Origin of the sequence: Methylorubrum salsuginis (genome assembly GCF_900114375.1) — a bacterium.
In the GTDB taxonomy this organism is placed as follows: Bacteria; Pseudomonadota; Alphaproteobacteria; order Rhizobiales; family Beijerinckiaceae; genus Methylobacterium; species Methylobacterium salsuginis.
Map to the genome: position 1 here is coordinate 260,877 of NZ_FOSV01000002.1, position 25,178 is coordinate 286,054.

The following is a 25,178-nucleotide window of genomic DNA, read 5'->3' on the forward strand; positions in this document are numbered from 1 at the left end:
CACCCTCCCCCGCAGAGGGGGGAGGGACGCGTCGAGCCTTTCAGATGACCCCCTTCCGCGCCGGCCTCCTGGCCGCCCTCGTCACCCTCCTGCTCGACCAAGCGAGCAAGCTCGGCCTCTATTTCGGCACCGATCTGGTGATGACCGGGCCGTGGCGGGTCGCGCCCTTCGCCGACCTCGTCGTGGTGTGGAACCGGGGCATCTCCTACGGCCTGTTCCAGCAGGAGGGAGGGCTCGGCCGCTGGCTGCTGGTGGCGCTCTCGCTGGCGGCCTCGGTCGGCCTCACGGTGTGGATGCGCCGGGCGGCGACGCGGCTGCTCGCGGTGGCGCTCGGCCTCATCGTCGGCGGCGCACTCGGCAACGCCATCGACCGGGCCGCCTACGGCGCGGTGTTCGATTTCGTCCACCTCCATGCCGGCACGTGGTCCTGGTACGTGTTCAACGTGGCGGATGCCGCGATCGTGGCCGGCGTCGTCGGCCTGATCCTCGACAGCCTGCGCCCGGGTGCGCGGGCGAAGGCCTGAGCCCACACGTTCCCCGCCCGAGGCTGCGACAAAGCGCGCCCCCGCCTTACGATCGCCCGAAACCCGGCTCACGCCGTCCCTGGGGATCGGGGCGATGGCGTCCGGGAACGGTCCGGCCAACCGGCTCCGACAGAGGGCCGGCCCGACGACGGGAGAGGGCGAGATGAACGGTCGGCGCGGTGTGTCTGGGAGCCGGACCTCTCCGGTCATCCGTTCGTTGATCGTCGGCACGGCGTTGTCCGCCGGACTGGCCGCCACGGCCGCCCGCGCGGAGGGCGAACTGATGCGCGACGCGCTCAGCGGCATCGGCCTGATCGAGCCCGAGCGCCCGGCCATCAATTACCGCGAGCGTGCCCCGCTCGCCATGCCGCCCAAGCTCGGCGGCCAGCAGGATCTCACCGCCGGTCTGCCGGTGCCCCGCGCCCGCCAGGCGGACCCCGCTTGGCCGAAGGATCCGGAGGTGATCGCCCGCGAGCGCGCCGCCGTGGAGGCCAAGAAGCCGATCGTGCGCGGCGCGCAAGGGCGGATGAACGACAACAACGAGACGCTCTCGGTCTACGAGATGGACGCCGGCCGCCGCGCTGGCGCGGGTGCGGTCACCGGGCCGGCGGGCAGCCCCGGCCAGGGCGACACCCGCGACTCCACGTGGCTCAACCCGTTCGAGATGTTCAGCGGCAAGGCCGAGAAGACCGAGCCGTCCGTGGCCGAGCCCGACCGCGACACGCTGACCGATCCGCCGACCGGCTACCGCAAGGCCCCGGTCAAGGTCGCCAAGCCCCAGGGCACCCCCGTGGGCGGGCCGATCAGCGACCGTGAAGAAGCCGACCCGCGTGCCTATCTGAGGAATCCGGGACGCTACTGAGGCCCTCGGGGACGCCGCCCCGCCGGGGCGGCGATTCACCGTGACGACGATCGGGAGTGGCCGCGCGGACACGCCGCGCGGTACGGTATTTGCGCCCGGCACGCATTCTCGGGAGAATGCCGGGCAATCGGGACGGAAAGCGCGGACGGGCGGAAGAGCCCCCGCACAGGGACAGACAATGCACCTCTACCGGAAGGCCACCCCCCCTCTGGGACCGCAGCGCGGCTTCGCGCATGCCGGCCGGGTGGAGGCGGCCCCGTTCGGGCGATCGGAGGCCGGCGGGCCGGAGGTGTCCGCCTTCGCCCTCGACAACGGACTCGACGTGGTGGTGGTGCCCGACCACCGCGCCCCGGTCGCGACCCACATGATCTGGTACCGCAACGGCTCGGCCGACGATCCGCTCGGCCAGTCGGGCATCGCCCACTTCCTCGAACATCTGATGTTCAAGGGCACGGACCGGCACCCGGCCGGCGCCTTCTCCAAGGCGGTCTCGGGCCTGGGTGGCCAGGAGAACGCCTTCACCAGCTACGACTACACCGCCTATTTCCAGCGCGTCGCCCGCGACCATCTCGGCACGATGATGGGCTTCGAGGCCGACCGGATGAGCGGCCTCGTCCTCGACGACGCCGTGGTGGCGCCCGAGCGCGACGTGGTGCTGGAGGAGCGCCGCATGCGGGTCGAGACCGACCCGTCGGCTCAGCTCTCCGAGGCGATGGCGGCCTCGCTGTTCGTGCACCATCCCTACGGCATCCCGATCATCGGCTGGATGCACGAGATCGAGGAGCTGAACCGCACCCACGCGATCGACTATTACCGCCGCTTCTACACCCCCGAGAACGCGATCCTCGTGGTGGCCGGCGACGTGACGCCGGACGAGGTGCGCCGCCTGGCCGAGGAGACCTACGGCCGGGTGACGCCCCAGGGCGCGCGGCCCAAGCGCCTGCGCCCGCGCGAGCCGGAGCCGCGGGCGATGCGCCGCATCGCGGTGGCCGACCCGAAGGTCGAGCAGCCGACGCTGCAGCGGCTCTACCTCACCCCCTCCTGCATGACCGCCCGCGACGGCGAGGGCCACGCGCTCGAACTGCTGGCCGAGGTGATCGGCGGCGGCGCGACCTCGTTCCTCTACCGCCAACTCGTGCTCGAACTCGGCGTCGCCGTGAATGCCGGCGCTTGGTACATGGGCTCGGCGATGGACGACACGCGGTTCGCCGTCTACGCCGTGCCCGCCGAGGGCGTGAGCCTGGAGGCGCTGGAGGAGCATGTCGACCGCGTGCTGCGCCGCGCGGCCGAGGCCCTCGATCCGGAGGCGATCGAGCGGGCCAAGATCCGGTTGGTCGCCGAGACGGTCTATTCCTCCGATTCGCAATCCTCGCTCGCCCGCATCTACGGTTCGGCGCTCGCCATCGGCGAGAGCGTGGAGGAGGTGCGCCGCTGGCCCACCGATATCGAGGCGGTGACCCGCGACCGGCTCGCCGCGGTGGCCGCGCGCTATCTCGTGCCCGCCCGCTCGGTGACCGGCTACCTCACCAAGGCCCGCGACCCCGACATCGCGGTCGCCTGACGCCGGATTTCGCCCTTTGACGGCGCGGCCCAAGGGGGCCGGCGCCGGTTGCCCGAAATAGTAGGAACCATCCGATGAACCTCGCCGAGACTGGCACCCGCACCGCGACCTCGCCGACCCAGGCGCTGCCGGTCGCGGCCGCCCCCGGCATCGAGGCCTGGCACGTCGCCTCGCCCGTGGTGCCGATGATCGCCCTGTCCTTCACCTTCGAGGGCGGCGCGGCGCAGGATCCCGAGGGCAAGTCCGGCACCGCGCAGATGCTCAGCCGCCTGCTCGACGAGGGCGCGGGCGACCTCGATTCCAACGCCTTCCAGGAGGCGCTGGCAGCGCGGGCGATCGAGCTGAGCTTCCACACCGGCCCCGATTCCATCGGCGGCTCGCTCAAGACCCTGCTGACCCATGCCGACGAGGCGATCCGCCTCCTGGCGCTGGCGCTGGCCGAGCCGCGCTTCGACGCGCCCGCCATCGAGCGGGTGCGGGCGCAGATGATCGCGAGCCTGCGCTACCAGCAGAACGATCCCGGCGTGCTGGCCTCCCGCCGCTACTTCCGCACCGCCTTCCCCGACCATCCCTACGGCCGCCCCTCCTCGGGTACGATCGAGAGCGTTTCGGCCATCACCCGCGACGACCTCGTGGCGATGCACCGTACCCTGATCGGCCGCGGCGGCCTGAAGGTCGCCGCCGTCGGCGCCTTCGATGCCGATGGCATCGCCGCCATGATCCAGCGCGCCTTCGGCGGCCTGCCCGAGGCCGGACCGCTCAAGCCCGTGCCCCCGACGAGCATCCGCGAACTCGGCAGCCGCATCGTGGTCGACCTCGACGTGCCGCAATCGGTGATCCGCTTCGGCCTGCCGGGCATCGCGTGGCGCGACCCCGACTTCATCCCGGCCTACGTGCTGAACCACATTCTCGGCGGCGGCGCCTTCACCTCGCGCCTGTTCCAGGAGGTGCGCGAGAAGCGCGGGCTGGCCTACTCGGTCGGCACCTCGCTGACCTCGCATCGCGCGGTCGCCATGACCTGGGGCTACACCGCCACCAAGAACGAGCGCGTCACCGAAGCCCTCGACGTGATCGGCGACGAGATCGCCCGCCTGATCACCGACGGCCCCTGCGACGAGGAGCTGCAGAAGGCCAAGGACTACCTCACCGGCTCCTACGCGCTCGGCTTCGACACCTCGACCAAGATCGCCGGCCAGCTCGTGCAGATCGCTTTCGAGGGGCTCGGCATGGACTACATCGCCCGCCGCAACGACATGGTGGCCAACGTCACCCAGGCCGACATCCGCCGGGCCGGCGCCCGCACCCTCGGCGACGGCAAGATGCTGGTGGTGGCCGCCGGGCGGCCGACCGGGATGTGACGCGACGCGCTTTCGGGCGTCCAGGGGGGCCGGCACGCGGGGACGCGGGGCCGGCCTTTTCATGCGCGTCGTCATCGCGGATGCGGCGCCGATCCTTGGGCCAGCGCCCGGAGCCCCTATCTGGAGGCCACCCGGCCCTTTCCGCCTCAAGGCTCCGCGATGCAGCTCACCGGTCTTCACCACGTCACCGCCGTCACGGCGCGCGCGGCCGACAACCTCGCCTTCTACACTCGTGTGCTGGGGCTGCGGCTCGTCAAGAAGACGGTCAATCAGGACGATGTCTCGGCCTATCACCTGTTCTATGCCGACGGGCGCGCCTCGCCGGGCTCGGACCTCACCTTCTTCGACTGGCCGGCCCCGCCCGAGCGCCGCGGCAGCAACAGCATCGCGCGCACCGCGTTCCGCGTGTCGGGGGAGGGGACCTTCGACTGGTGGCGCGAGCATCTCGGTCGCCAGGGCGTGAGCCACCATCCGGCGGTGGAGCGCGACGGGCGCCTCACCCTCGATTTCGAGGACGGCGAGGGCCAGCGCCTCAGCCTCATCGACGATGGCGGCGCGGGCGAGGCCCATCCGTGGGACGAAAGCCCGGTGCCGGCCGCCCACCAGATCCGCGGCCTCGGGCCCATCCGCCTCGCGGTTGCGGCGCCCGAGCGCACGGAGGCCGTGCTGACCGACATCATGGGCTTCACCCGCGCCCGTACCTTCGAGCTGCCCGAGGGCGAGGTGACGGTGTTCGAGACCGGCCCCGGCGGCCCGGCGGCGGAGGTCCATCTCCTGCGCGACACGCGTGCGCCCGCGCGCCAGGGCGCGGGCGGCGTCCATCACGTCGCCTTCCGGGTGCCGGATGCCGATTACGGGGCCTGGGCCGACCGGTTGAAGCAGCGCCGCGTGCCCTCCAGCGGCCCGGTCGACCGCTACTACTTCCGCAGCCTCTATTTCCGTGAGCCCAACGGCATCCTGTTCGAGATCGCCACCGACGGGCCGGGCTTCGCCACCGACGAGCCGATGGAAACCTTGGGCGAGCGCCTCGCCCTGCCGCCGTTCCTCGAGCCGCGCCGGGCCGAGATCGAGGCAGGGCTGAAGCCGCTGTGAGCCCCATCGCCGCGGGGACGGTCCCCACGGCGCTTTCGTCCGGTCGCGTCAGAGATCGAGCAGGAAGGTGAGGCTCGGGGAGAAGAAGTACTCGCCGCCCTTCATGTGGACGAAGCCGCCGAAATCGACGCCATCCGTCATGTCCTTCCCGTCCCACACCTTCGGCAGTTTCTGCTCGTTGGGGGTCAGCGGTCCCTGGCCGATCACCGGATCGAGGCCGTGCGGACCCTTCGGATCTACGGGAAAGTCCGTCGCGTTCGCCCAAGCGGCCTGCGTGAACTTGAATTGCCGGCCGAGATCGGAATTGTAGGCCATGAACAGCAGCCCGACGCCCTTCTCGGGCAACTTGGGGGCGACTTTCCTGGCGAATTCCTTGGAGTCCTTGGCCGCGGGTAACTCCGCAGGATGCACCTCGCGCCGCGCATCCTCGTAGGGGATGCCGCGACGGGGCATGAGGTGAAGGCGCTCCTGGGCCTCTCCCTTTTTCAGATCCGGATCGGTGCCGCCGGAACCCCGCGGATTGGTCTTGCGGATATGGGCGTGGAACGGGCAGCGCGTGCCCGGATCGCCCGTGTAGTCGAAGTTGTTCGGCGGCTTGGCGCCGCGCGCCTCGTCCGACAGCGTCACCGGCGTCCCGTCCTCGAAACGCCCGACCAAGAGCGCGCCGGCCCTTTCGCGCGCCTCGGCTCCCTTGAGGCCCAGCTTGTCCGCGATCGTCTGCTCGCGGGTCTTGAACGCCCGGACCCGCTGCTCGAGCTTGCGAAAGACGAGATAGCTGCCGAAGGCGGTCGGATCGTTCTCGACGCCGGGATCGGGCACGAGGGCGAGGGAGAGCGGGAAGGCCGGATTCCATCGGTTGGTCCCGGTGCGCTTGCGTTCCTCCTCGATGTCCTCCGCCAGCATCAGCGGCTGGCTGCGGCCGTCCACGTAGCCGAAATGCTCGATGCCCTCACCGGCCGCGTTGCGAAGCGTGGCGCCGCGCTGGATGAAGACCGTGCCGCCGGCCTTCTCGATCAGGCCGCGGATGCGGTCGGCCAATTTGGCCGTTTCGCTCGCGGTCTCGTGCGCGGCGATCACCACGCCGTGGATCGTTGCCCGGAATTCCGGCTCCCACGTGCCGACATCCGGGTCCGCGAGGTCGCGGAGGCTGCCGGCGTCTTTCATGCCGCGGCGAAATTCCGGATCGGCCGGGGCGACGTCCGCCTTCTCGATCGCCGTGTAGCCGTCCACCGACAGCGCGAGATGGGCGAAGGCGCCGCCGCCGCGCCCGCCCTCTTCCTTCTTGCCGGCGTTCTTGAACGCTTCGGCATCGAGCAACTGCCGATAGGCGCTGACGAGATGAAAGTTGGCAAGGTCACGCAGCATCCGCCTCGCGGCGCTTGCTTTGGCCGGATCCAGCGTGAAGAAGATATTCGCGGTGAAATGACGCCCATGCCCCTTGAGAATGTTGCCCTGAAGGCATTGCAGCATCAGCAATTCATCGTCATTGGCATTCTTCCATGACAATGGCCGAGCGATATCAATCGGCATCTTCATGCTCCCGCCTTGAAACACACTATCGCGCAATCGCCACGCCGGACCGGCGCGCGAATCATTTTTGTAATGGAATAACTCTAAGTGAATTGATTTGAATAAATCAACCTATCGTCAACGAAATCGGAACGGCCCACGTCGCACCGCAGCGACTCCTTCCGTCGCCTCGACGAAGTCGATGCGCTGTCCTCAGACCGCCTGCGCGGAAGGTCGGCTTGACGGGAGTCCCGCACTTGCGAGAAGAGCACGCGCAGCATCCCCATTCACGCGATCGGGCTCTTTAGAACGATGAGCAAGTACAACGAGGAGCGCGTCCTCTCCGTCCATCACTGGACCGACACCCTCTTCTCCTTCCGCACCACGCGCGATCCCTCGTTCCGCTTCCGCAACGGCGAGTTCACGATGATCGGCATCGAGGTCGAGGGGCGTCCGCTCCTGCGCGCCTACTCCGTGGTGTCGGCCAATTACGAGGAGGAGCTGGAGTTCTTCTCGATCAAGGTGCCGAACGGCCCGCTCACCTCGAAGCTCCAGCACCTCAAGGTCGGCGACCCGATCATGATCGGCAAGAAGCCGACCGGCACGCTGGTGCTCGACAACCTGCTGCCCGGCCGCCACCTCTACCTGCTCGGCACCGGCACGGGGTTGGCCCCGTTCCTGTCGATCATCAAGGACCCGGAGACCTACGACCGCTTCGAGAAGGTCGTGCTGGTCCATGGCTGCCGCCAGGTTCAGGAACTGGCCTACGGCGAGACCATCACCGAGACCCTGCCGAAGCACGAATTCCTCGGCGAGATGATCTCGAACCAGCTGATCTACTACCCGACCGTCACCCGCGAGCCGTTCCGCAACCGCGGCCGGATCACCGACCTGATGACCTCGGGCAAGCTGTTCGAGGATATCGGCCTGCCGCCCATGGCGATCGAGAACGACCGCTTCATGCTCTGCGGCTCGCCGGAGATGATCAAGGACACCCGCGAGATGCTGACCGGGCTGGGCTACGAGGAGGGCAACCACGGCGAGGCGGCCCACTACGTGATCGAGAAGGCCTTCGTCGAGAAGTGATCGTTTGAGAGGGGACGGCGCGCCGTCCCCTCCGTCGATCCGACCCATCCCCCTCATCCTGAGATGCCGGAGCGAAGCGAAGGCCTCGAAGCGGAAGGCTGTGGGTGGGATGTTTATGAGGCGTCCGTGTCCCTCCGAGCCGCCATGCCGCTTCCGCCCGCCCTGTTCATCGCCGGCGCCGGCACCGAGATCGGCAAGACCTACGTCACCGCCGCCCTCGTCCGGCACCTGCGCGCGGAAGGCCGCCGCGTCCGCGCCCTGAAGCCGCTGGCCAGCGGCGTGCCGCCGCTCGACGATCCCACCTTCGCCGAGAGCGACACCGGCCGGCTGCTCGCCGCCCAAGACCTCGCGATCACGCCCGATTCGGTCGCGGCCTGCTCGCCCTGGCGCTTCACCGCGCCCCTCGCCCCCGATCTCGCCGCCGCGCGCGAGGGACGCAGCCTCGCGCTCTCCGACCTCGTCGGCTGGTGCGGGGCGCGGCTGGCGGAAGCGGATAGGGATGAGACGGTGCTGATCGAGGGCGTCGGCGGGCTGATGAGCCCGGTAACGGGGGGCGCGACCGGCCTCGATTGGCTCAAGGCGCTTGGGCTGCCGGCCTTGCTCGTCTCGGGCAGCTATCTCGGCGCGATCAGCCACGCACTCACCGCGGTCGAAACCCTGCAGGCCCACGGCGTGGCGCTGGTGGGCGTCGTCGTCAGCGAGAGCGAGGGCGCCCCGACCCCGCCGGAGACGGTGGCCGACGCCATCGCCCGGCATGGCGGCGTGACGGTCGGGATCGTCCCCCGCGGCGGCGGCTTCCCGAACGATCTCGCCTGAGCGGGCGGCTCAGCGCGCCCGCGGATCCTTCGGACCGGCCTTCGGCTCGCGGGACTCCTGAATCTCCTCGGCCTTCTCCTCGTCGGTGTCGCCGCTGCGCTTGATCGTGGTCTCGGGCTTGGCGGTCAGCTCCTTGAGGATGGCGACCAGCTCCTTGCACTCCTTCGGGAAGCCGTAGGATTCGAGCACGATCGCGGCGTCGCGCAGCGTCCGCAGGTCGCGCACGATCTGGGCGTTCTTGGCCTCCTGCAGCTCCTTCTTCTCGGCGATGGCCGGCTCCAGCCCGGCATCCTCGACGGCGCAGGCGGCCTGCGCCGCGGGAGACAAGGCGGGGGTCAGCGCGAGCAGAAGGAGGGCGCAGGCGAGGGGGCGGCGCATCGTCGGGGCTCGTGGTTGGGTGGGGCGCGAGAAAGGTCAGGCGCGGTCGCGCAGCAGGTCGTGGGTCACGGCCACGATCTGGGCGGTGCGATAGGGCTTGGGCACGAACACCGAGCGGGACACGGCTTCGGTCGGCGACAGGCCGTCGCGGCCGCCCGAGGTGTAGACCACCGGCAGGCGCGGCAGGGCGCGGCGGGCGCGGTGGGCGAGCGCGATTCCGTTCGTGTTGCGGGCGAGATCGATATCGGTGAAGAGCAGATCGACCTGTTCGCTCGACAGGATCGCCTCGGCCTCGTCGGCGTCGGCGGCGGTCAGCACGCGGTACCCCTCGTCGAGCAGGGCCTCGGCGGCGAGCTCGCAGACGAAGGCCTCGTCCTCGACGACCAGGATCGTGCCGGTATGCGGCGCGAACGGGAAGGCGGGAAGGGCGGCGGGGGCGCAGGCGAAGGGGATCATGGCAGAACTCCAACTCACCCGGGCTCGGGCAACGGCCGAGCTTGCGGATCGCCGGATCAACGGGACCGTGGAGGGCCGCGTTCACCGTGATTGCTTCGATTTGCGCGCAATTGGTAACCGATTGGTTAACCTTGACGGGACGGTCGAAACGGGCGCGGCCCGCGAGGGGCGCGGATCGTGACGCGCCCCTGGCTGCTCGGTTTCGGCGTGGTCCTGACGATGCTCGCCGGCTTCATCGATGCGCTGGGCTTCATCCGCCTGGGCGGCTTCTACACGTCGTTCATGAGCGGAAACACGACGCAGTTCGCGGTCGCGCTGGGCCGGGGCGACGGGCTCCACGCGGTGCTGCCCGCGCTGCTGATCGCGGCCTTCCTCACCGGCGCGGTGACCGGCGGCGCCATCGCGGCGCTGACCCCCGCCCGCTGGGTCACGCCCGCGGTGCTGGCCTATGAGACCGTCACGGTCACGGCGGCCCTCGCGGTGGCGGTCGAGGACGTCCATATCGGCACCGCCTCGCTGTTCCTGGCGCTGGCCATGGGCGGGCAGAACGCGGTCCTCGCCCATGTGCAGGGGTTTCGCGCCGGCACCACCTTCATCACCGGGGCTTTGTTCTCGTTCGGGCAGAAGGCGGCCCTGGCGCTGGCGGGACGCGCTCCGCGCTTCGGCTGGTTCGGCGACGCCGCGGTCTGGACTGCCCTCTTGATCGGGGCGGTTGCCGGCACGCTCGCCCATACGCATCTCGGCGTCGCGGCCCTGGCGATTCCGGCCGCCGTCGCCGGGACGCTCTGCCTCGGCGCCGGCCTCATCATCCTCGCGAACCGGCCCGCCGCCGGTCGCGCCCGTTAACGATTCATCCGCAGGAAGGTCGATCCGAATGAGCGTCTCCGCCCCAACGCTGGCCGAGCACGTCGTGGGCATCGCGGCAGAGGCCCACGTCACCGCCGCCCACTGGCTCGGCGACGGTCTGGCTCTCGCCCTGGGTGACGGGCGGGTGCTGCTCGTGCGCGACGGCGCCCCCGAGGCGGTCGCGGCCCATCCCGAGGGCGCGATCCTGTCGGCCGTCGGCGACGGCAAGCGGCTCGTGAGCGCGGGCGACGACGGGCGCGTCGTCGCCACCGACGCCAGGGGCGCCGCCGCGGAGCTGGCGAGCGTCAAGGGCTGGGTCGATGCGCTGGCGCTCCATCCGGACGGCGCCCTCGCCTATGCAAGCGGGCGCAACGTCGTCGCCCGCGACGCCAAGGGCCGCGAGAAGACGTTTGCCGCTCCCTCGACCGCGCGGGGCCTCGCCTTCGCCCCGAAGGGCTACCGGCTGGCGGTCGCCCACTACAACGGCGTCAGCCTCTGGTACCCCAATCTCGAGACCCCGCCGGAATTCATCGAGTGGAAGGGCTCGCATCTCGACGTGACGTGGTCCCTCGACGGGCGCTTCGTCGTCTCGACCATGCAGGAGAATGCGCTGCACGGCTGGCGCCTCCAGCCCGACAAGGGCCACATGCGGATGTCGGGCTACCCCGCCAAGGTGCGCTCGCTGTCGTGGTCGTCCGACGGCAAGTGGCTCGCCACCAGCGGGGCTGAGGCCGCCATCGTCTGGCCGTTCGACTCGAAGGAGGGGCCGACCGGCAAGGCCCCGCGGGAATGCGGCGTGCGCCCGGCCCGGGTCTCGCAGGTGGCGTTCCACCCGAAATCCCCCGTTCTCGCCATCGGCTACGAGGACGGTTGCGTGCTCTTGGTCCGCTTCACCGATGCCGCCGAGCTGCTGGTGCGCCCGGCCACCAGGGGGGGCGCCATCTCGGCGCTCGCCTGGGACGCGGCCGGCCGTCGCCTCGCCTTCGGCAGCGCCGGCGGTCAGGCCGGCTGCCTCACGCTCCCGGCCTGATCCGGCATGGCCCTGTTCGGACGCCGCCCGCGCCCCGAGGCGGAAGCCCGGCGCCGGGTCGAGGCCTGGGCGCGGGCGGCGGGCGGCTTCGGCCCGGACACGGCGATGACGGTGAGCGAGATCGTCTGCGCCGACCCGGCCTGCCCCGGCTTCGAGACCGTGATCCTGGTCCTGGCGCCGGGGCGGCCGACGCGGGCCGTGAAGGTGGCCGGGGCGGTGGACGCACTGGACGAGGCGACGGTGGCGGCGGCGGTTTCCGCGGGGGCTTGAGCGGCGACACTCTCCCCGTCGACGGCGCCGTGGCTGGGCTCCTCGGCTTCCTCGCCGCCTCGAGCCGGCGGGCGCGTCACCGCCGATCTCGGACGCCCCATGGCCCGCCGCTCCCGCCCCCGCCGGGCGGGGGAAGGGCGGAGACGACGCCGGTCCGAGGCCCGGCTGACTCCGAAATGTGTTGCACGGGGCCTACAGCCGCCCAAGCGTGGCTGCACTAGGTAGGGGCAGGGCGGGCGCGCCGCGCGCCTTCGCCGGACCCTTCGCATGCCGCGCTCGACCAACACGAATGTGGATCCCGCCCTCGACGCGGCGGCTTTGTTGCGCCGCATGGGCTTCTTCGGGCTGTTCGTGGCCGTGCCGGTGGCCGCGCAGGTGTCGCGCCGCGCCACGGTGGTCCTCGCCCCCATCGCCGTCGTCCTGCTCATCACCGCGAGCGCCATCGACCGGCGCCAGCGCGCGGTGCAGCCCTCCGTGCGCCGCCTCCTCACCGCGCCCGCCTTCCTGGCCGGGCTGCTGGTGGTGTTCTGGTGCGGCCTCTCCCTGGTCTGGACGCCGTTCCCCGGGCCGGCGAGCGAGCGCTTCGGCAACCTGATCTTCACGGTGGCGATGACGCTGCTGGCCTATCTGGCGCTGCCCGACCGGATGCGCTCGGCTAATCTCTACCTGCTGCCCCTCGGCGTCGGCGCGGCGTCCGTCGTCGCGATCCTGATCGGCCTCGTCGGCGACGCGATGCTCAAGGGCAACCCGGACGGCGACAGCGCGCTGGAGCGCGGCGGCGTGGTGCTGGCGCTCCTCGTCTGGCCCGCGGTGGCGTGGCTGCGCTCGCGGCGGCGCGACACGGAATCCCTGGTGGTGGCGGTGCTGGTCGCGGGAGCGCTGCTGACGGCACCGGGCTCGACGCCGCTCTTCGCGCTTGCCGTCGGCGCGCTCGTCTTCGCGCTGACGAACTGGCGCCTCTCGCTCGGCGTGAAGGTGACGGGCCTCGCCGCCGCGGGCCTGCTCGCGGTCGCCCCGCTGCTGCCCTTCCTGGCCCGGCCGGTCGGCGCGGCCCTGTTCGGCCCGATCGCCCCCGGCGTGCTGGCGCTCAAGGCGTGGCAGAAGCTCGTGGCTCTGGAGCCGGCGCGCCTCATCACCGGCCACGGCCTGGAGACGGCGGCCCGCGGGCGCATCTTCGGCATCGTGCCGGCCAACGCGCCGACCACGATGCTGTTCGAGTTCTGGTACGAACTCGGCATCGTCGGCGCCTTCGCCGCCGCCTTCGCGCTCTACCGGGCGATCCAGCGGTCGGGCCGCGACGCCACCGCACTGGTGCCCTGCGCCATGGCGGCCTTCGCCACCGCCTTCGCAGTCGGCTGCGTCGGCGTCGGCCTCACCGTGGTGTGGTGGCTGACGACGCTCGCTCTGACGATCCTCACCTTCGTCGCGGTGGAGCGCGGCCAGTTCCGCCACAGCCGGCCGAAGGTCGGACTGATCCCACGCCTGCCCGCGCGCACCTGAAGGCCCCAACCCGTCCGCCGAGGCTCCCTCGCGCGGGCCCTTCAGGGTGACGGGATCGGGGTCGGATGCGCCGGTCGAGCGGGTGTCCGGACGGCCCTAGAGCATCGGCCCGAAAGGTGCGGAGCGGCTTTCGGAAAAAAGCCGATGCGGCACAATAACGTAGAGCGTCGTCCTGGATCCGGTATCCAGGACGACGCTCTAGCCCTGCGCCGCGCCGGCCTTGGCGGTCAGCTCGCGCAAGGTCCGGCCGGCGGCCTCGCCCTTCACCGGGAGCTTGCGGTCGCGCTCGAACCGCTCGATGGCGGCCCGGGTACCGGGACCCATCAGGCCGTCGTCCTTGAGCGGGCCGTAGCCGAGCTTGACCAGGGCGCGCTGGGCGCGGGCCACCGCCGGGTCGGGCTTGGCCGGATCGGACTTGGACGGGTCGATCTTGGTCGCATCGATCTTGGCTGGATCCAGCTTGGCCGCCATCTTCGCGGACGGCTTCGGCGTCACCGAGGCGGTGGTCTCCCCGGAGCGGATCATGTCGGCGATCGCGTCGCGGGGCGCCGGGGCGGGGGCTTCCGCGCGCACCTCCCGCGCCGGAACGGGGCGGGCCGCCAAGGGGGCGGGTTGCGGCTTCGCCTCGGCCAGCTTCGCGTCCGACGACTTCGTGTCTGAGGCCTTCGTGTCCGACGACTTGGCGGCGGTCGATCGGGACTCGACGGTCGGCAGGATCGGCGCCGGGTGGCGGCCGTCCTGGAAGCCGACGGCGTTGAGGCAGACATAGATCGCCGCGCCGCATCCCGCGAGCGTGCCGAGCGCACCGCCCGGATGGCGCAGGCACAGGGCCGCCGCCGCATGGGCGAAAGCCTTCGCGGAATCGGTGATGCCGTGCGCCGCCGCCTTCGGCTTCGCCCGGCGCGGGGCCGCCCGGCCGCCCCGCATGTCGCCCGGCACCACGATATCGCGCCGATCCCGTCCGGCGGGTGTCTCCCGCATCACGCGAACTCCCTTTCGGTTTCGTCCTCAAGTGCGCCGGACGGCAACGAGCGTGGCCCATTGCCGTCCGGTACTCCTTTGCGGTGTTACCCGGCTCGCCGCATCGGCGCGCGGGCGACGGGCGCCGGGTCGAACAGGCCGACCGGCAGGCGGATCGGTTCCGGCGCGATCTCGGGGGCGGCGCCGCGCACGGAGGTGCGGATAGGCGCCGGCTGGTCGGTGCCGCGGGCGCGGCTGCAATCGAGCGGCAGCGTCACGGCGACCAGCGTGCCCTTGCCCGGCGCGCTCTCGACCGAGACCGAGCCGCCGTGCAGCCCGGCGAGCCCGCGCACCACGGAGAGGCCGAGGCCGGTCCCCTCGTGGCTGCGGCCGTAGCCGCCGCCGACCTGGAAGAAGGGATCGCCGAGCCGCGGCAGGTCGGCCTCGGCGACGCCGATCCCGTCGTCGGCCACGACGAAGTCGAGATAGCCGCCGCCGCGGCGGACCAGCACCTCGACCCGTCCGCCCCGCGGCGTGAACTTCACCGCGTTGGAGATCAGGTTGATCAGCATCTGGCGGCAGGCGCGGGCGTCGGCGATCAGCGCGCTGCCGGCCGGGACCGGGGCGTAGCTCAGCGCCACGCCGGAGGCGTCGGCCTTGAGCCGCATCAGGTCGCAGCAGCCGCGGATCAGCGCCTCGACGTCGATCGGCTCGGGCTGGAAGTCGAAATGGCCGCTGCGGATGCGCGAGATGTCCAGCAGCGTGTTGACCACGTCGAGGAGGTGACGACCCGAATTGCCGATGATGCCGGCATATTCCTGCGCCCGTTCGGCCGAGAGGGTCAGGGCGCCTTCGCCCGCCAGCACGTCGGAGAAGCCGATGATGGCGTTGAGCGGCGTGCGCAGCTCGTGGCTCACGGTGGCGAGGAAGTGGGTCTTCACCTCGTCGGCGCGCTCGGCCTCGGTGCGGGCGCGGTCGAGTTCCGCCGCGCGGCGGCGGTGCTCGGACACGTCGCGGGTCACGGCCACGACCGTGCCGCCGTTGGCGCCGGCCAAAGCCGCCTCGATCCGGTGGGCGCGCATCTCGGCGTGGATCGTGCGGTCGCCATCGGCGCGGGGGGCGTCGAGATGGAGGCGGAACGGGACGGTGGCGGGGATGCCGCTGGCGGCGACGTCGCTGATCGCCTGGAGCAGGGCCGGACGGTCGCCGATATGGACGCGGTCGAGCAGGCCGTGGCCGCGCAGGCGTCCGGGATCGGCGCCGACGAAGCGGGCCGAGGAGCCGCTCGCTTCCAGCACCCGGCCGTTGGCGTCGTGCCACGTCACGAGGTCGTCGATGGCCGAGAGCAGCAGGCGGTCGCGGGCTTCGTTGTCCTGCATCCGCGTGCGCCACTCGCCCTCGCGGCGGATGTGCTCGATCGCCTGCGCGGTGATGTGGCCGATGGCCGTGATGGCGAAGACCGGCAGCGCCACCGCGTTCGGCCAGTCGAGGGCCGGGCCGTCGATCGGAAAGTGGCCGGAGATCGCCACCGCGATGGCGCCGAGGCCGGCGATGATCGCCGCGGCCAGCGTGGCCCGGCGCGAGCCGGACACCATCGCCTCCAGCGGCACCGCCACGAGCCAGATCGCGGCGGCCGAGCTCGGGCCGCCGGTCAGCGCGGCCAGGCACACGAGGAGCCCGGTGAGGCCGGCCGAGGACAGGGCGTGGGCGACCCAGAGCGAGCCGGTGCGCGACAGCACGACGGCGGCCAGCACCGGCAGGAACAGGCTGGCGATCGCCACCGCCTCGACGCCGCTCGGGACCCCGCGCCAGACGAGATAGGGCGGGAGCGCCGCCATCATCACGGCGCCGGTGGCGAGCCGGGAGACGAGGAAGCGCTCGTGGCGGAAGCGGACGCCCGGCTCCGACAGGGCCGAGGCGTGGACGAGCCCGGCGAGCCGGGCGTCGAAGAGGGAGGCAAGGGTACCGTCGTTACGCAACACCACCACGCACAGCGCCGGATGTCGGACCGTATCCGGCCCTTGGTCCCGCGCCCCTCGACTGCTCGTTTCGAACACCCGAACCGTCGCAGAGGCGGTTTAAGCGAGGATGAAAAGGGTCGCTCGCTTACCGTCCATCGCGCCGCCCGGAGCGCCTCGGACGGCCCGATTCAGGGGCGTTGTCCGCCGCTGTCCACAGGGCCCCCAAGAGCGCATCGTGAAGGGGAGGAGGGGCCGGGCAAGCCTTCGTTCACCACGTCCGCGCATCGGAACAGTTTTGCGTTCGGACCCGGTCGGTTCGCGCACCCGGCGGTGGCATTCTCGACGGCGTTCCCGAAGCGGCCCCGGCCGCATGCCCGGACCGGACCCATGACCTTCCTCCTGCGCGCCGCCCTGGTGATCGGCGTCCTCTCCTACCTCGCCGCCACGCGCCAGGGCGCGGGCCCCGGCTCGGTGGACAGTGCGGCCCTGCGCTCGACCGTGGAGATGACGGGCAGCCTCGCGGGCCTTGCCGCCTCGCTCCCGCCGGAGGCGCGGACGGAAGCGCTGCGGCTCGGCGGCGAGGCGATGGCGCGCCGGATCGCCGGTCAGCCGATTTCCGCCGACACGCTCTCGGCCAGCGACCGGGCGCCCGCTTGGCGGGGCGCGGGCGGGCATTGAGGCGCCGCGCGGCGCCTCGATCCGTCACCCCCACAGTTCCGCCAGCGGCGGATGCACGGTGCTGCCCTCGTAGAGCAGGGCCGGTTCGCGGTCCCGGGCCAGCAGCAGCGGCCCGTCGAGATCGACGTAAGCCGCGTGGTGGGCGATCAGCATCGCGGGCGCCATGGCCAGCGACGTGCCGACCATGCAGCCGACCATGATCTCGAAGCCGCGGGCGCGGGCCTCGTGCGCCAGCCGGATCGCCTCGGTGAGGCCGCCGGCCTTGTCGAGCTTGATGTTGATCGCGTCGTAGCGCTTGGCCAGCGCATCGAGCCCGGCCCGGTCGTGCAGGCTCTCGTCGGCGCAGATCGGGATCCTTCGGGAGATGTCGGCGAGAAGGCCGTCGTCGTCGGCGGGCAGCGGCTGCTCGATGAGGGCCACGCCCGCCGCCTCGCAGGCCGCGAGGTTGGACTCGATGGTCTCGGCCCGCCACGCCTCGTTGGCATCGACGATGAGGCGCGAATCCGGCGCGCCGCGGCGCACGGCGGCGATCCGCTCGGGGTCGCCCTCGCCGCCGAGCTTCACCTTCAGCAGCGGCCGGTGCGCGGCCGTCCGGGCGGCCTCCTCCATCGTCTCCGGTTCGCCGAGGCTGAGGGTGTAGGCGGTGGTGACGGGGCCGGGTTCGGAGAGCCCCGCGAGCGCCCAGGCCGGGCGGCCCTGGCGCTTGGCCTCGAAATCCCAAAGGGCGCAGTCGATGGCGTTGCGCGCCGCGCCCGGCCCCAGCCGCGCGAACAGATCCGAGCGGGCGCCCCCCTCGGCGAGCCACTCGGCTTGGCTCCGGATCGCGTCGGCGACGCTCTCGACGCTCTCGCCGTAGCGGGCATAGGGCACGCACTCGCCCCGGCCGCGGATCTCGCCGTCCTCGATCATGGCGGTGACGACGACGGCCTCGGTGCGGCTGCCGCGGGCGATGGTGAAGGCGCCCGCGATGGGAAAGCGCTCGACGGCGACGGTGAGGCGGCGCGGCATTGTTCTGGGACCTCTCTCAGGCCGGGAACTCGGCGGCGAGCCGGTCGAGGATGCCGTCCACCCCGAAGCGCACCGGGTCGGTCGCGGGCAGGCCGTGGGCGGATTCCGCTTCCTGGAGAAGCGCACGGGCCTGCGGCTCGGGCAGGGCCTGCGTGTTCACCGCGATGCCGACGGGGCGGATATCCGGATTGGTGAGACGGCCGAGCTGCACCGTCAGGTCGATCACCTGCCGGATGGTCGGAAGCGAGGCCTCGACGCCGCGCATGCGGGTGCGGGTCGGTTCGTGGCACACCACGAAGGCATCGGCCTGCGCCCCGTGCAGCAGGCCGAGGCTGACGCCGGCGAAGGAGGGATGGAACAACGAGCCCTGGCCCTCGATCAGGTCCCAATGGTGAGGGTCGGCGGCGGGCGAGACCCACTCGACCGCGCCCGAGATGAAGTCGGCCACCACCGCGTCGATGGCCACGCCCCGGCCGGAGATGAACACCCCGGTCTGTCCGGTGGCACGGAAATCCGCGTCGAGCCCGCGCTCGCGCATGCCCTTTTCGAGCGCCAGCGCGGTGTACTTCTTGCCGACCGAACAATCGGTGCCCACGGTGAGCAGCCGGCGGCCGGGGCGCTTGGTCCCCTTGCCGGTCGGGAACGTTTCCGAGCTGTGGCGGACATCGTGGAGGGCGCGGCCGTGGCGCTCCGCGGCCTGCGCGATCTGCGGGATCGAGCCGAGGCGCGCGTGAAGGCCGCTCGCCACGTCGAGCCCGGCCTCCAGCGCGGCGACGATCTCGGCCACCCAGTGCTCCGGCAGCACGCCGCCCGCGTTGACGACGCCGACCACCATGGTCCTGCAGCCCTTCGCCACCGCCTCTGCGAGCGTCAGGTCCGGAATGCCGAGATCGGCGGCGCAGCCCGCCATGCGGCGCTGCCCGACGCACCATTCGGGCCGCCAGTCGTTGATGCCGTAGGCGGTCTTGGCCGCCAGCGTGTCCGGCACGTCGCCGAGGAACATCAGGTAGGGCGTGGCGATCTGCATCGAATCGGTCCCGTCCGGCACGTCAATCCACGCCGTCTATGCGCGATCCGTGCCCAATGCGCGAGCCGCCCGTCGGTTCAGGCGTCGAGCCGGTCCGCGACCGCCTCGGCCAGCGACAGCGACGCCGTCAGCCCCGGACTCTCGATGCCGAAGAGGTGAACGAGGCCGGGCAGGCCGTGCTCGGCCGGGCCGTCGATGCGGAAATCGGCGGCCGGCTCGCCGGGACCGGTCAGCTTGGGGCGGATGCCGGCATAGTCCGGCGTCAGGCGGTCCTCGGTCAGCGCCGGCCAATAGCGCCGGATCGCCTCGGCGAAGGTTCGGGCGCGGCCGGGATCGACCGTGTAATCCTCGGCTTCGACCCACGCGACATCGGGGCCGAACCGCATGCGGCCGGCGAGATCGAGGGTGAGGTGGATGCCCAAGCCCCCCTCGACCGGCGCCGGGTAGATCAGCCGCGAGAAGGCGGGCCGCCCGGTGCAGCCGAAATAGCTGCCCTTGGCGAGCACCTGACGCGGCACCCGCTCCGGCGCAAAGCCTTCGATCCGGCGGGCCAGCGCCTGCGCCCCGAGCCCGGCGGCGTTCACGAGCACGTCGACGATGAGCCTGTCCGGCGCCGCGCCGCCGAAGTGGACCTGCCAGCGCCCGTCGCGGCGCTCGGCCGAGAGAATCGGTGTGCGCAGCGCCAGCGCCCCGCCCGCATCCTCGATCTCGCCGAGCAGCGCCAGCATCAACGCATGGCTGTCGACGATGCCGGTGGCGGGCGAATGCAGGGCCGCGACGCACGACAAAGCCGGCTCCAGCGCGAGGGCCTCTCGGCGTTCCAGGAAGGCCAGATCTTCGACGCCGTTGGCCCGACCGCGTGAAAAGATGCCCTCCAAGGCGGCCCGCTCGTCCTCGCCCGTGGCGACGATCAGCTTGCCGCAGAGGCGGTGCGGCACGCCGTGGCTCGCGCAGAAGGCGACGAGGCGGCGGCGCCCCTCGACGCAGTGGCGGGCGCGCAGCGAATCCGGCGGGTAGTACATGCCGCCATGGATCACCTCCGAGCTTCGGGCCGAGACGCCGGTGCCGAACGCGTCCGCCGCCTCGGCGACGATGACGGAGGCCCCGCGAAGGGCGAGCGCCCGCCCGACCGCGAGGCCCACCACTCCGGCCCCGACGACGAGCGCCTCCATCGGCCGCTCAGTTCTTGGTGTCGAGCGGGCGGCCGAGCAGGCGGGCGAACTCGGCCTCGATCTCCTCGACCGAGAACGGGTTCTGCGCCGAGGTCGAGGCGGCCTCGGGCTTCGCGGCGTCCGGCTTCGGAGCCTCGGGCTTCGGGGCCTCGGACTTGGGCGGCGTCGCCTGGGATGCGGGTTTGGTATCCGCGGGCCTCGCTTCCGGCTTGGGCGCGGCCTCGGCCGGCTTGGCGGGTGCAGGAAGCACCGGAGCGGGCTTGGGCGGAGCGGGCGGCGCGGCGGGGACCGGCTCCGCCGGGGCGGGCTTCGGCGCGGCCTCGGATTTCGTCTCCGGAGCGGGGTTCGCGTCCGCGGTGGGCTTGGGTGCGGTGGCCAGCTTGGCGGGGGGCGGCGCAGGCGCGGGAGCCGGCGGCTCGGCCTGGGCGGCGGCCATCGCGGCGGCGAGCGGGTCGGGCCGCAGGTCCGGAGCGGGCGGCAGCGGCGGCGCCTCGGCGCCGCCCGGCGGCGGCGTCACCGCGGAAGACGGGCGCTTGAGCGCGACCTGAAGCTGGCGGGCCATGTCGGACAGGACCGCCGGATCGACCGGCCGCGGCCCGCGCCCGGCGATGACCGGCGGCGTCTCGGGGACCGGCTCGGAGGCCGGCGGCACGGCGGGTTCCGGATCGGCGGGAGCGGGGCTCGGCACGGCCGGCGCGGCCTCCGGCTGCGTTCCGCCGAGCGGGGGCAGCGTGCGCCGGATCAGGCGGCTCACCGGCGAGGCCGGGCGGGTGCGAGCCGGCGCGGAAGCCGGGGCGATGACCTCCGGTTCGAACAGGCCGGGATCGAGCGGCGGCGTGCGCTCGGGATGGGGCGGCTCGGCGCCGGGCATCGCGGGAGGTACGACTTCCGGCATCGCGAAGGCGGGCGGTGCGGGGCTGTCGAGGAATTTGTCCGCCCGCCGGGTTTCCTGGGCGGCCTCGAGGCCGGGGTCGACGGCGTGGTCGGGCTCGGGGGCGTAGCGGGCGCCCGCGCCGCGCTGGATGTTGCGCTCGATCACAACGTCGTTGGGGCCGCCGACGAGGAGCAGGTGCTCCACGTTGTCCCGCCGCAGCAGGATGAGCTGTCGCTGCCGGTCGAGCTCGTAAATGTCGACGATGCCGAGCCGGGGCTGGCGCCCGCGCCCGTTCGCCCCCGCCGTCAACGACAGGCCGCGCCCGGCGAACCGCCGGTACAGCAGAACCGCCCCGATCATCAGAACGAGGATGACGAGGAAGATCACCAAGAACTGGACGACGACCGAACCGTCGGAACCGAAGAACGCTTGCAAGACTCGTGTCTTTCGCCGTCGGGGCCTGGTCCGAGCTTGCTCTTGCCCGGCCCGCTCGTGAGACCGCGCGATTATCGCTGCCGTCGGTTGCGCCCGCAACAAATCCGAATCGTTCGTTAACAGGCCCGTGCGGTCCATCCTGTCCCATTCCGGTGCAGGGCCGGCGGTCACCGGGCAGGATTTGCCGGATTAACGGGTTTTTAACCATGGCGGCGGCATTTTCTGCCGGGTCCGGATCCCGCGTCCCCACACCGCGTGCCGCCGGATTCTTCGGCCGGATTCCAGGGCACGTCCTCCCCATGTCCCTCACCGACCTGCCCATCCTCGGCATGCTGCGCACCCGGATGCACTGGCATCAGGCCCGCCAGGCGCTGCTCGCCGAGAACGTCGCCAACGCCGACCTGCCGGGCTTTCGCCCGCGCGACCTCGCCGAGCCCGCCGGCAACGGCTCCGCCGCCGGGCTCGCGGCCCCGCTCGGCGCCTCGGTCGGCGGCGACGGGCTGGCCCGCACCGAGCCGGCCCATTTCGGGCTCTCGACCCAGGACGGGCCGAATGCCGACCCGCGCCGCTTCAAGGGCTTCGAGGTGCGTCCCTCGGGCAACGGCGTGAATCTCGAGGAGGAGATGATGAAGGCCGGCGACAACCAGTCGGACTATCAGCTCGTCGCCTCGCTCTACCAGAAGAGCCTCGACGCCCTGAAGATCGCCGTCGGCAAACGTTGATAGGGGTTAGGCCATGGACTTCCTGAAGAGCCTCGGCATCGCCGCCTCCGGCCTCAAGGCGCAGTCCGGGCGGATGCGCATCATCGCCGAGAACATCGCCAATGCGGATTCCACCGCCTCGACCGCGGGCGGCGAGCCCTATCGCCGCAAGATCCCGACCTTTTCGAGCCGCCTCGACCGGGAGCTGAACGCCCACGTCGTCGAGGCCGGGCGCGTGCGGCGCGACCCTTCCCCGTTCCGCACCAAGTACGACCCCGGCAATCCGGCGGCCGACGCCCGCGGCGAGGTGCGCCTGCCCAACGTCAACGGCCTGATCGAGAACATGGACATGCGCGAGGCCCAGCGCTCCTACGAGGCCAACCTCAACATGGTCACCGCAACCCGGCGGATGATCTCCAAGACCCTCGAGATCCTGAAGGCCTGACCATGCCGAGTTCCGCCTTCGCCGCGGGCGCCTACGCCGCCGCTCAAGGGATCGCGCGTCCGACCGGCCCCAAGCCGGTCCAGGCGACGGGCGCCTCCGGGTTCACCGGCCTCCTCCAGCAGACCTTGGACAGCGTCGCCCAGTCCGGCGAGAAGGCCGACCGCGCCGCCCTCTCGGCCGCCGCCGGCAAGGCCAACGTGGTCGATGTCGTCACCGCGGTCGCCGAGAGCGAGACCGCGCTCCAGACCCTGGTGGCCGTGCGCGACCGGGTGATCTCGGCCTACGAAGAGATCATGCGGATGCCGATCTAGTTTTTTGTCCCCTCTCCCCGCCCGCGGGGAGGGGGGATGCGCGCTCCGACGATCTGATCTCCGGCAAAGCGAAGTCCCGAAAAACATGACCGGCCTCGCCATCCTCGACGTCGCCCGCGACGGCATCTTCGTCTTCCTCAAGGTGGCCGGGCCCCTGATGCTGGTGGCCCTGCTGGTCGGCCTCGTCGTGTCGCTGTTCCAGGCGCTGACGCAGATCCAGGAACAGACGCTGATCTACGTGCCCAAGATCGTCACCGTGTTCGGCGTGCTGCTGCTGATGCTGCCCTTCATGGGCGATGCCATGGCGGCCTACATGGCCCGCATCGCCGCCCGCATCGCGGCGGGCGGCTGATGCCCCGCGCGGAGCGGTGTAGGGTGGAGGCGCATGAACGCCTCGCTCAACCTGCTGCTGCCGGGCCTCGCCGCGGCCTTCATCCTCACCTTCGCCCGGGTCGGCACGCTGATCATGCTGATGCCGGGGGTGGGCGAACAGCTCGTCTCGGCACGGGTCCGGCTGGCGCTCGCGCTCCTCGTCACGCTGGTGCTGTTTCCCGTGGTGCGGCCGATGCTGCCGGCGGTGAACGGCACGCTCGCCCCGCCGGTGCTGATCGGGCTGCTGTTCAGCGAAATCCTGATCGGGCTGATGCTCGGCCTGTGCGTGCGGATGGTGCTCGCCGCGCTGACGACCGCGGGCAACGTCATCTCGCAGCAACTCGGCCTGTCCTACGCCATGACGGTGGACCCGACGATGGGCGGGCAGCAGGCGGCGGTCGGCAATTTCCTGTCGCTCCTCGGCATCACGCTCGTGATGGCGACCGACCTGCACCACCTCGCCCTGGAGGGGATCGCCCGCAGCTACGTCGTGCTGCCGCCGACCGGCCTGCCGGCGATGGGGGACGCGGCCAAGCTCGCGCTGGACGCCTTCGCCCGCAGCTTCGCGCTCGGCGTGCGGATCGCCGGCCCGTTCATCGTCTTCGCGATCCTGTTCAATCTCGGGCTCGGCGTGCTGTCGCGGCTGATGCCGCAATTGCAGGTGTTCTTCCTCGCGGTGCCGGCCTCGGTGATCATCGGGATGCTGCTGCTCGCTGGGGCGCTGGGGCTGCTCATGAGCCTGTTTCTGGACGATCTCGGCCGCTATCTCGGCCAACTCGTCGGGCGGTGAGGCGCTAGGGCCATGGCCGAGGAGACCGACCAGGAAGACAAGACCGAAGAACCGACCTTCCGCCGCATCGAACAGGCGATCGAGCGCGGCGACGTGCCGAACAGTTCGGAAATCTACACCTTCTTCATCCTGGCGGCGCTGACGCTGGCCCTGATCCTCTCGGCCAAGCCCATTGCGGAAGGGTTGTCGCGGGACATGCGCGGCTTCCTGCTCCATGCCGGCGAGGTGCCGGCCGATCCCGGTACGTTCCTGGGGGTCGCCATGCGCGCCGCCTGGATCGGGCTGAAGGCGCTTGCCGTGCCGCTCGGCCTCGCCGTGGTCGCCGCGCTCGCCGCGGGCTTCCTCCAGCACCGGCCGATCCTGACGGCGCAGAGCCTGGTGCCGCAATTCTCGCGCATCTCGCCGATGGCCGGCATGAAGCGGCTGTTCGGGATGGAGTCCTGGATCAATTTCGGCAAGGGCCTGGCCAAGCTCATCCTCGTCGGCGTCGTGGCCGGCGCCATCCTCTGGGCCGAGCACGACCGGGCGGAATCCTTCGCGCAGCTGGAGCCCGGCGCGGCGCTCGCCGCGACGCTTTCGCTCGCCGTGAAGATGATGGGCGGGATGCTGGCGATCTACGCGGCCATCGCGCTCGCCGACGCCCTCTACCAGCGCCACCGCTGGAAGGCGCGCCTGCGCATGTCCAAGGAGGAGCTGAAGCAGGAGCACAAGGAGAGCGAGGGCAGCCCCGAGGTGAAGGCCCGCCAGCGCCAGCTGCGCCAGGCGAAGGTCAAGAAGCGGATGATGGCCGCCGTGCCCACCGCCACCGTGGTGGTGACGAACCCGACCCACTTCGCCGTGGCTCTGCGCTACGAGGCCGGCATGGCCGCGCCGGTCTGCGTCGCCAAGGGCGTGGACTCCCTGGCCCTTCGCATCCGCGCGGTCGCCAAGGACCACGACGTGCCGGTGATGGAGAACCCGCCGCTGGCCCGCGCCCTCTACGCCACCGTCGAGGTCGACGACGAGATTCCGGCCGAGCATTATCGCGCGGTTGCGGAGGTGATCGGTTTCGTGCTTCGCCTGCGCCGCCGGGCGGCGTAAGGAGACGCTTCGTCCCGAGACGGCGAAGTCCCTCAAATGCCACGGTTTATGCACCATTGTCCGGCACATCTGGCCC

The 25,178-nt window shown here is 71.6% G+C and carries 27 protein-coding genes; 18 read left to right on the plus strand and 9 right to left on the minus strand.

The window, feature by feature from the left end; genetic code table 11:
* Positions 1–44: 44 nt before the first annotated feature.
* From lspA to BM140_RS03955, 5 genes are all read left to right on the plus strand, one after another.
* Positions 45–524 (plus strand): signal peptidase II, encoded by a 480-nt coding sequence (gene lspA, locus BM140_RS03935; protein ID WP_091942182.1) that lies wholly within the window; start codon positions 45–47, stop codon positions 522–524.
* A gap of 163 nt (positions 525–687) precedes the next feature.
* Positions 688–1,386, plus strand: a complete 699-nt coding sequence (locus BM140_RS03940) for a hypothetical protein (RefSeq protein ID WP_091942184.1) — start codon at positions 688–690, stop codon at positions 1,384–1,386.
* 178 nt (positions 1,387–1,564) lie between these two features.
* A complete protein-coding gene (locus tag BM140_RS03945) occupies positions 1,565–2,947 on the plus strand; it encodes a M16 family metallopeptidase (RefSeq protein ID WP_091942185.1) in 1,383 nt (460 codons plus the stop codon).
* A gap of 74 nt (positions 2,948–3,021) precedes the next feature.
* Positions 3,022–4,305, plus strand: a complete 1,284-nt coding sequence (locus tag BM140_RS03950) for a M16 family metallopeptidase (protein ID WP_091942186.1) — start codon at positions 3,022–3,024, stop codon at positions 4,303–4,305.
* Between the two features lie 159 nt (positions 4,306–4,464).
* Positions 4,465–5,397 (plus strand): ring-cleaving dioxygenase, encoded by a 933-nt coding sequence (locus BM140_RS03955; RefSeq protein WP_091942188.1) that lies wholly within the window; start codon positions 4,465–4,467, stop codon positions 5,395–5,397.
* 48 nt (positions 5,398–5,445) lie between these two features.
* On the opposite strand, the gene BM140_RS03960 is transcribed toward BM140_RS03955, so the two are convergent.
* On the minus strand, positions 5,446–6,933 hold the full coding sequence (locus BM140_RS03960) for a Dyp-type peroxidase (protein ID WP_342030018.1): 1,488 nt from the start codon (positions 6,931–6,933) through the stop codon (positions 5,446–5,448).
* A gap of 285 nt (positions 6,934–7,218) precedes the next feature.
* On the opposite strand from BM140_RS03960, the gene BM140_RS03965 reads away from it, so the two are divergent.
* Both BM140_RS03965 and bioD read left to right on the plus strand, forming a co-directional pair.
* Positions 7,219–7,992 (plus strand): ferredoxin--NADP reductase, encoded by a 774-nt coding sequence (locus BM140_RS03965; protein ID WP_091942189.1) that lies wholly within the window; start codon positions 7,219–7,221, stop codon positions 7,990–7,992.
* Between the two features lie 144 nt (positions 7,993–8,136).
* Positions 8,137–8,808: a dethiobiotin synthase gene (gene bioD / locus BM140_RS03970; RefSeq protein ID WP_091942191.1), complete on the plus strand. Its 672-nt coding sequence runs from the start codon at positions 8,137–8,139 to the stop codon at positions 8,806–8,808.
* Between the two features lie 9 nt (positions 8,809–8,817).
* Here the strand turns inward: bioD and BM140_RS03975 are convergent, their stop codons facing one another.
* Positions 8,818–9,186 (minus strand): photosystem reaction center subunit H, encoded by a 369-nt coding sequence (locus BM140_RS03975; protein WP_091942193.1) that lies wholly within the window; start codon positions 9,184–9,186, stop codon positions 8,818–8,820.
* A gap of 36 nt (positions 9,187–9,222) precedes the next feature.
* Entirely contained in the window at positions 9,223–9,642 is a 420-nt protein-coding gene (locus tag BM140_RS03980) for a response regulator (RefSeq protein WP_091942194.1), read from the minus strand.
* A 177-nt stretch (positions 9,643–9,819) separates the two neighbouring features.
* On the opposite strand from BM140_RS03980, the gene BM140_RS03985 reads away from it, so the two are divergent.
* The 4 genes from BM140_RS03985 to BM140_RS04000 all read left to right on the plus strand — a co-directional run bounded on the left by BM140_RS03985 (position 9,820) and on the right by BM140_RS04000 (position 13,288).
* Positions 9,820–10,488, plus strand: coding sequence for a YoaK family protein (locus BM140_RS03985; protein WP_091942196.1), 669 nt, complete (start codon positions 9,820–9,822; stop codon positions 10,486–10,488).
* Between the two features lie 28 nt (positions 10,489–10,516).
* On the plus strand, positions 10,517–11,518 hold the full coding sequence (locus BM140_RS03990; protein WP_091942198.1) for a WD40 repeat domain-containing protein: 1,002 nt from the start codon (positions 10,517–10,519) through the stop codon (positions 11,516–11,518).
* Positions 11,519–11,524: 6 nt separating this feature from the next.
* Positions 11,525–11,788: a hypothetical protein gene (locus BM140_RS03995; RefSeq protein ID WP_091942200.1), complete on the plus strand. Its 264-nt coding sequence runs from the start codon at positions 11,525–11,527 to the stop codon at positions 11,786–11,788.
* Positions 11,789–12,055: 267 nt separating this feature from the next.
* Positions 12,056–13,288 (plus strand): peptide ABC transporter permease, encoded by a 1,233-nt coding sequence (locus BM140_RS04000; protein WP_091942202.1) that lies wholly within the window; start codon positions 12,056–12,058, stop codon positions 13,286–13,288.
* A gap of 198 nt (positions 13,289–13,486) precedes the next feature.
* On the opposite strand, the gene BM140_RS04005 is transcribed toward BM140_RS04000, so the two are convergent.
* Complete coding sequence (locus BM140_RS04005; RefSeq protein WP_091942204.1) at positions 13,487–14,269, minus strand: peptidoglycan-binding domain-containing protein; 783 nt, start codon at positions 14,267–14,269, stop codon at positions 13,487–13,489.
* 86 nt (positions 14,270–14,355) lie between these two features.
* Positions 14,356–16,236 carry a PAS domain-containing sensor histidine kinase gene (locus BM140_RS04010; RefSeq protein ID WP_091942206.1) on the minus strand — a complete coding sequence of 627 codons (1,881 nt, stop codon included), beginning with the start codon at positions 16,234–16,236 and terminating at the stop codon, positions 14,356–14,358.
* 360 nt (positions 16,237–16,596) lie between these two features.
* On the opposite strand from BM140_RS04010, the gene BM140_RS04015 reads away from it, so the two are divergent.
* Positions 16,597–16,887, plus strand: a complete 291-nt coding sequence (locus BM140_RS04015; protein WP_091942208.1) for a hypothetical protein — start codon at positions 16,597–16,599, stop codon at positions 16,885–16,887.
* Between the two features lie 24 nt (positions 16,888–16,911).
* Here BM140_RS04015 and dgcA read toward each other — a convergent pair whose 3' ends face one another.
* From dgcA to BM140_RS04035, 4 genes are all read right to left on the minus strand, one after another.
* Entirely contained in the window at positions 16,912–17,895 is a 984-nt protein-coding gene (dgcA, locus tag BM140_RS04020; protein ID WP_091942210.1) for an N-acetyl-D-Glu racemase DgcA, read from the minus strand.
* Between the two features lie 16 nt (positions 17,896–17,911).
* Complete coding sequence (gene dgcN / locus BM140_RS04025) at positions 17,912–18,922, minus strand: N-acetyltransferase DgcN (RefSeq protein WP_091942699.1); 1,011 nt, start codon at positions 18,920–18,922, stop codon at positions 17,912–17,914.
* 77 nt (positions 18,923–18,999) lie between these two features.
* A complete protein-coding gene (locus BM140_RS04030) occupies positions 19,000–20,094 on the minus strand; it encodes an NAD(P)/FAD-dependent oxidoreductase (protein ID WP_091942212.1) in 1,095 nt (364 codons plus the stop codon).
* Between the two features lie 7 nt (positions 20,095–20,101).
* Positions 20,102–21,403, minus strand: a complete 1,302-nt coding sequence (locus tag BM140_RS04035; RefSeq protein WP_091942214.1) for a hypothetical protein — start codon at positions 21,401–21,403, stop codon at positions 20,102–20,104.
* Between the two features lie 299 nt (positions 21,404–21,702).
* Between BM140_RS04035 and flgB the strand changes: the two genes are divergently transcribed.
* From flgB to flhB, 6 genes are all read left to right on the plus strand, one after another.
* Positions 21,703–22,125 carry a flagellar basal body rod protein FlgB gene (flgB, locus tag BM140_RS04040; protein ID WP_091942216.1) on the plus strand — a complete coding sequence of 141 codons (423 nt, stop codon included), beginning with the start codon at positions 21,703–21,705 and terminating at the stop codon, positions 22,123–22,125.
* Between the two features lie 13 nt (positions 22,126–22,138).
* Positions 22,139–22,549, plus strand: a complete 411-nt coding sequence (flgC, locus tag BM140_RS04045; protein ID WP_056247540.1) for a flagellar basal body rod protein FlgC — start codon at positions 22,139–22,141, stop codon at positions 22,547–22,549.
* A gap of 2 nt (positions 22,550–22,551) precedes the next feature.
* The gene (fliE, locus tag BM140_RS04050) at positions 22,552–22,860 is read left to right on the plus strand and encodes a flagellar hook-basal body complex protein FliE (protein WP_091942218.1); all 309 of its coding nucleotides are present in this window, start codon (positions 22,552–22,554) and stop codon (positions 22,858–22,860) included.
* An 85-nt stretch (positions 22,861–22,945) separates the two neighbouring features.
* Positions 22,946–23,212: a flagellar biosynthesis protein FliQ gene (gene fliQ, locus BM140_RS04055; RefSeq protein WP_056247544.1), complete on the plus strand. Its 267-nt coding sequence runs from the start codon at positions 22,946–22,948 to the stop codon at positions 23,210–23,212.
* 33 nt (positions 23,213–23,245) lie between these two features.
* Positions 23,246–24,022, plus strand: a complete 777-nt coding sequence (fliR, locus tag BM140_RS04060) for a flagellar biosynthetic protein FliR (protein WP_091942220.1) — start codon at positions 23,246–23,248, stop codon at positions 24,020–24,022.
* Between the two features lie 12 nt (positions 24,023–24,034).
* Positions 24,035–25,102, plus strand: a complete 1,068-nt coding sequence (flhB, locus tag BM140_RS04065; RefSeq protein ID WP_091942222.1) for a flagellar biosynthesis protein FlhB — start codon at positions 24,035–24,037, stop codon at positions 25,100–25,102.
* The last annotated feature ends 76 nt before the right edge of the window (positions 25,103–25,178 follow it).

Coding starts and splice junctions, on each gene's coding strand:
- lspA (WP_091942182.1), top strand. CDS start 45: ATGACCCCCTTCCGCGCCGGCCTCCTGGCCGCCCTCGTCACCCTCCTG.
- BM140_RS03940 (WP_091942184.1), top strand. CDS start 688: ATGAACGGTCGGCGCGGTGTGTCTGGGAGCCGGACCTCTCCGGTCATC.
- BM140_RS03945 (WP_091942185.1), top strand. CDS start 1,565: ATGCACCTCTACCGGAAGGCCACCCCCCCTCTGGGACCGCAGCGCGGC.
- BM140_RS03950 (WP_091942186.1), top strand. CDS start 3,022: ATGAACCTCGCCGAGACTGGCACCCGCACCGCGACCTCGCCGACCCAG.
- BM140_RS03955 (WP_091942188.1), top strand. CDS start 4,465: ATGCAGCTCACCGGTCTTCACCACGTCACCGCCGTCACGGCGCGCGCG.
- BM140_RS03960 (WP_342030018.1), bottom strand. CDS start 6,933: ATGAAGATGCCGATTGATATCGCTCGGCCATTGTCATGGAAGAATGCC.
- BM140_RS03965 (WP_091942189.1), top strand. CDS start 7,219: ATGAGCAAGTACAACGAGGAGCGCGTCCTCTCCGTCCATCACTGGACC.
- bioD (WP_091942191.1), top strand. CDS start 8,137: ATGCCGCTTCCGCCCGCCCTGTTCATCGCCGGCGCCGGCACCGAGATC.
- BM140_RS03975 (WP_091942193.1), bottom strand. CDS start 9,186: ATGCGCCGCCCCCTCGCCTGCGCCCTCCTTCTGCTCGCGCTGACCCCC.
- BM140_RS03980 (WP_091942194.1), bottom strand. CDS start 9,642: ATGATCCCCTTCGCCTGCGCCCCCGCCGCCCTTCCCGCCTTCCCGTTC.
- BM140_RS03990 (WP_091942198.1), top strand. CDS start 10,517: ATGAGCGTCTCCGCCCCAACGCTGGCCGAGCACGTCGTGGGCATCGCG.
- BM140_RS03995 (WP_091942200.1), top strand. CDS start 11,525: ATGGCCCTGTTCGGACGCCGCCCGCGCCCCGAGGCGGAAGCCCGGCGC.
- BM140_RS04000 (WP_091942202.1), top strand. CDS start 12,056: ATGCCGCGCTCGACCAACACGAATGTGGATCCCGCCCTCGACGCGGCG.
- BM140_RS04005 (WP_091942204.1), bottom strand. CDS start 14,269: ATGCGGGAGACACCCGCCGGACGGGATCGGCGCGATATCGTGGTGCCG.
- BM140_RS04015 (WP_091942208.1), top strand. CDS start 16,597: ATGACCTTCCTCCTGCGCGCCGCCCTGGTGATCGGCGTCCTCTCCTAC.
- dgcA (WP_091942210.1), bottom strand. CDS start 17,895: ATGCCGCGCCGCCTCACCGTCGCCGTCGAGCGCTTTCCCATCGCGGGC.
- dgcN (WP_091942699.1), bottom strand. CDS start 18,922: ATGCAGATCGCCACGCCCTACCTGATGTTCCTCGGCGACGTGCCGGAC.
- BM140_RS04030 (WP_091942212.1), bottom strand. CDS start 20,094: ATGGAGGCGCTCGTCGTCGGGGCCGGAGTGGTGGGCCTCGCGGTCGGG.
- flgB (WP_091942216.1), top strand. CDS start 21,703: ATGTCCCTCACCGACCTGCCCATCCTCGGCATGCTGCGCACCCGGATG.
- flgC (WP_056247540.1), top strand. CDS start 22,139: ATGGACTTCCTGAAGAGCCTCGGCATCGCCGCCTCCGGCCTCAAGGCG.
- fliE (WP_091942218.1), top strand. CDS start 22,552: ATGCCGAGTTCCGCCTTCGCCGCGGGCGCCTACGCCGCCGCTCAAGGG.
- fliQ (WP_056247544.1), top strand. CDS start 22,946: ATGACCGGCCTCGCCATCCTCGACGTCGCCCGCGACGGCATCTTCGTC.
- fliR (WP_091942220.1), top strand. CDS start 23,246: ATGAACGCCTCGCTCAACCTGCTGCTGCCGGGCCTCGCCGCGGCCTTC.
- flhB (WP_091942222.1), top strand. CDS start 24,035: ATGGCCGAGGAGACCGACCAGGAAGACAAGACCGAAGAACCGACCTTC.